This is a genomic window from Halomicrobium sp. IBSBa, assembly GCF_017612575.1.
In the GTDB taxonomy this organism is placed as follows: domain Archaea; phylum Halobacteriota; class Halobacteria; order Halobacteriales; family Haloarculaceae; genus Halomicrobium.
In genome coordinates this window covers 1-3,713 of the sequence record NZ_JADPQC010000016.1, presented here as the reverse complement: position 1 = coordinate 3,713, position 3,713 = coordinate 1, and the positions used below count along the sequence as shown (strand labels likewise).

Here is a 3,713-nt window from a genome sequence, read left to right as displayed (position 1 = left end):
ACAGCGTAGAGACCGAGGTCCCGTCGGCGCATGCGCCGACGAGGACCTCGTAGATGTCCTCAGCGTCGATTTCAGCGTTGTTGGCGAGGCTCAGAGAGACTTCCTCGTCAAGTCGGTTGACGAGGAAGTTAAGGAGCTGGTCTTCGTGGATTTCACTGTCTGCTTGCTGCTGCTGTTTGGACACATCTTCAGCAAGCAGACGTTCTAACTAACCGGCTTTGTGAAGTACTGAGTCTGTCTCGCGAGGAATCACTCACCTAACAGGGCCCGTGCGATTTCGAGATCGAAGGGTTCGTCGATGTCCAGCGATCGGTCACGAGGCATCTCGTACGCGGCTGTCTGGTCCGTGTAGAACGTCGCTTCGCTGTCGAACTGTTCGGTCTCGACCGCGAACAGACAGCCGTTGGGGTGGTATAGCGTGGGAACGTCCTGGCTCCGTTTCACGTCCTCTCCCCAGAGCGTCTCCGCGTCGAAATGTGGTCGGAGGTAGCCGTCCTCACACTCGACCGCCCAGTGTGGCGGCGTTTCATACTCTGAGACGCTAACGACAGACTGCACATCGGGATCGTCTCGAAGTGTCCGGATTGCACCGTCGATGTCCTCGACAGTGCGCAACGGGGTCGTGACCTGTAAGAGGACGAGCACGTCGGGATCGTGGCCCTCAGAACGGACCCAGTCGAGAGCGTGTCGAGCGACGTCGAGGCTACTCGCCTCGTCTGTCGCCAGTTCTGCAGGTCGCATGAACGGTACCTCACCGCCGTGGTTCTGTGCCACGGTGGCAATCTCCTCGCTGTCGGTCGAGACGATCGTTCGATCGATCTCGGATGCCCGACGTGACTGTTCGAGCGTGTGTGCGATTAGGGGCTTGCCGCCTACCGAACGAATGTTCTTTCGGGGGACCCGTTTCGAACCACCACGTGCAGGAACAATCGCAAAGATATCCATCAGTACAGACATTAAGCACTCGATCTATCTTTTTCGTTTGGATTGGAGTGCCCACGTGAGGTGTTTCTTTGACATCCTCTGTATCGGGAAGTTCAAATAGCGGAATACAATAGATACAGCCAATTGTAGAACCATATGGGAGAGCAAAACCCCCCAGTGTTTGGCGTCGTTGGCCTCGGTGAGGTCGGTTTACCACTTGCACTCCGTGTCGCTGAGTCAGGGTACGATGTCGTCGGTGTCGATATCGACGAGGAGAGAATTCGGTCCCTCAAATCTGGTGAATCGTACATCATCGACATCCCATCATCAGACGTTCAAGCGACAGTTGATGATGGAGTAACAGTTACCACGGAGTACGAACGGCTCTCGGATGCGACCCACATCGCGCTGTGCGTTCCGACGCCGCTCCAGAAGTCTGGACAGCCCGACATTTCGTACATCGTTGCGGCCGTCGACGAACTTGTCGAGGTCATTTCGCCGGAGACGACAGTTATCATCGAAAGCACGGTCTACCCCGGTGCGACGGAGAATCTCATTCGAGAGATCGTCACCGACGCCGGCTTTACCGTCGGTGAAGACATATATCTCGCATCTTCACCTGAGCGGATCGATCCAGGAAACGAGCAGTACGATCTCGAAGATATCCCGAAAGTCGTCGGCGGCGTTACGGCTTCGTGTCAGGCACAGACAGAACGACTCTACGAGGATATCTTCCAGACGGTCGTCTCGGTCAACTCCGCGACGGAAGCCGAGATGACGAAGATTCTCGAGAATACCTTCAGAAACGTCAATATCGCCCTCGTGAACGAACTCGTGAAGGTGGCCGACAACTTCGGTATCGACTTCTGGAATGTCATCGAGGCAGCGAAAACGAAGCCCTATGGATTCATGCCGTTCTACCCAGGCCCCGGTCTCGGCGGGCACTGTATCCCGGTCGATCCGATCTACCTCTCCTGGCGTGCGCGGCAGAACGGGATCGATACGCCGCTAGTCGATCTCGCTGACAGGACGAACCGAGAGATGCCCGAGTACATCGTTCGGCGCCTGACAGAGGTTCTCAACGAACGCGGGATCGCCCTGTCTGAATCTCGGATTCTCATCCTCGGGGTGGCGTACAAGTCCGGCGTCCCAGACACCCGAAAATCACCAGCTATCGACATTATCGACGGGCTCGAGAAGTCCCAGGCATCGATCACATACCACGATCCGTACGTGCCGCGATTGAACGTCAACGATGTCGGGCCATACACCTCCGTGGAACTGACTGACGACCTGCTCGCATCAGTGGACTGTACACTCATCGTCACCAATCATCCCGAAATCGAAATCGAGACGATCGTCGACCGATCCTCCCTCATCTTCGACACGCGCAACGCGACAGCAAACTACGACGCCGACAATATCTATCGACTCTGAGCGGTTTCATAGCGTTTTTCCGGTCGACTGTACACTGTAGTAGTCCGATCTGGTGACGACGTATAATGATCTGTATGAGGTCTTTAGCTCGGAACGAGTCTCGTCGACCCTCACTACTCGAGCGGTGCTCCAGACAACGCCGGTAGACAACGACCTGCTCTCAGTTCGACCGCATCGACTCCACTGTCTGTTCGACCCCTTCAGACAGCAGTGTCGTCGGTTCCCAGTCGAGGTGTTCTCTGGCCCGTTCGATATCCGGGATACGTCGGTCGGGTTGATCGTAATCGCCGTTCAGTTCGGCTTCTGGTTCGGTGTACACTGGTTCGGCATCGAGACCGACCGCATCGACGATAACCTCTGCGAGTTCTTGTATCTCAATTTCTCTGGTTCCACCGAGATTAAACGTTCGTGGGACCGTCTGTGATCGCTCCGAGGCAGCGATGATGCCGTCGATAAAGTCGCCGATGAACGTGAAACACCGTTTCTGCGTCCCATCGCCGTACACCGTCGGCGGCTCGCCGTCAAGTGCCATCTGGATGAACTTCGGAATGACAAAGCTCGGGCGCTGATACGGCCCGTAGAGATTAAACGGACGAACCACACTCGCGTTGAGTTCGTCGTTCTCTGCGAGAATGTGGATCATATGCTCACAGACATTCTTGGTCGAACTGTAGCTCCAGCGGCTGACAGTGGTCGGCCCGAGGACACGGTCAGCGCCTTCCTTCCACGGGATATCCGGATTCCGGCCGTATACCTCACTTGTACTTGTGTAGACGAAGTCCGTCTCCGTTCCTCGTATTCGGTCCAGAATCCGTCTCGTCCCATTGATGTTGACGTTGACTATGTGCAGCGGATCATCGATGTCGACGTACCTGTCGACACCGACGACCGCCGCGAGGTGAAACACCTTGTCGTATGCGTGTGGCGTCGGGAACACGACGTTATCGACGAAGTCCCGGTTGAGAATACTGCCCCGGAGGTACTCGGCGTTGTCACCGAGGTGTTCGTCGTAAGCCAGATCCGGATCGTGCCTGATGTCGACTGCGGTGACCCGATGACCCTTCCGAACCAGGGTCTCGACGAGATGCTGCCCGACGAACCCTGCCGCACCGGTAACGAGAATATCCTGCGACATCTACTATCGGAAGCCAGTTTGCCTGCTCTCTTGAATGTACCGCAACGGGGCTCATCAGCAACAGTCAGAAAGTAGTACCATTCTTGACTAGGCACTGTCTAGTTCTGGACCTCCTGAGCTGGCGTTCGACCGTCGAGTGCTTGGTTGGGTCGTTCGTGGTTGTAATGGTGTCTGAAGCGTTGTAACCACTGTCTGGCGCTCGACTGACTGCCCCGCC

At 56.1% G+C, this 3,713-nt stretch carries 4 protein-coding genes and 1 pseudogene; 1 reads left to right on the top strand and 4 read right to left on the bottom strand.

The window, feature by feature from the left end:
* Positions 1–184: pseudogene (locus IL252_RS17220) on the bottom strand (ISH3 family transposase); the annotation flags it as partial.
* Positions 185–249: 65 nt separating this feature from the next.
* On the bottom strand, positions 250–945 hold the full coding sequence (locus IL252_RS17215) for an acylneuraminate cytidylyltransferase family protein (protein WP_208629046.1): 696 nt from the start codon (positions 943–945) through the stop codon (positions 250–252).
* Positions 946–1,080: 135 nt separating this feature from the next.
* Between IL252_RS17215 and IL252_RS17210 the strand changes: the two genes are divergently transcribed.
* Positions 1,081–2,361: a nucleotide sugar dehydrogenase gene (locus tag IL252_RS17210; RefSeq protein ID WP_208629045.1), complete on the top strand. Its 1,281-nt coding sequence runs from the start codon at positions 1,081–1,083 to the stop codon at positions 2,359–2,361.
* A 160-nt stretch (positions 2,362–2,521) separates the two neighbouring features.
* Here the strand turns inward: IL252_RS17210 and IL252_RS17205 are convergent, their stop codons facing one another.
* Together IL252_RS17205 and IL252_RS17200 are read right to left on the bottom strand one after the other, a co-directional pair.
* The gene (locus tag IL252_RS17205) at positions 2,522–3,496 is read right to left on the bottom strand and encodes an NAD(P)-dependent oxidoreductase (RefSeq protein WP_208629044.1); all 975 of its coding nucleotides are present in this window, start codon (positions 3,494–3,496) and stop codon (positions 2,522–2,524) included.
* A 98-nt stretch (positions 3,497–3,594) separates the two neighbouring features.
* On the bottom strand, positions 3,595–3,713 hold a 119-nt coding region (locus tag IL252_RS17200), incomplete at its 5' end, for an integrase core domain-containing protein (RefSeq protein WP_208628624.1).

What these genes read in the sequence shown, in the direction of transcription:
- IL252_RS17210 (WP_208629045.1), top strand. Translation starts at nt 1,081, where the DNA reads ATGGGAGAGCAAAACCCCCCAGTGTTTGGCGTCGTTGGCCTCGGTGAG.
- IL252_RS17205 (WP_208629044.1), bottom strand. Translation starts at nt 3,496, where the DNA reads ATGTCGCAGGATATTCTCGTTACCGGTGCGGCAGGGTTCGTCGGGCAG.
- IL252_RS17215 (WP_208629046.1), bottom strand. Translation starts at nt 945, where the DNA reads ATGGATATCTTTGCGATTGTTCCTGCACGTGGTGGTTCGAAACGGGTC.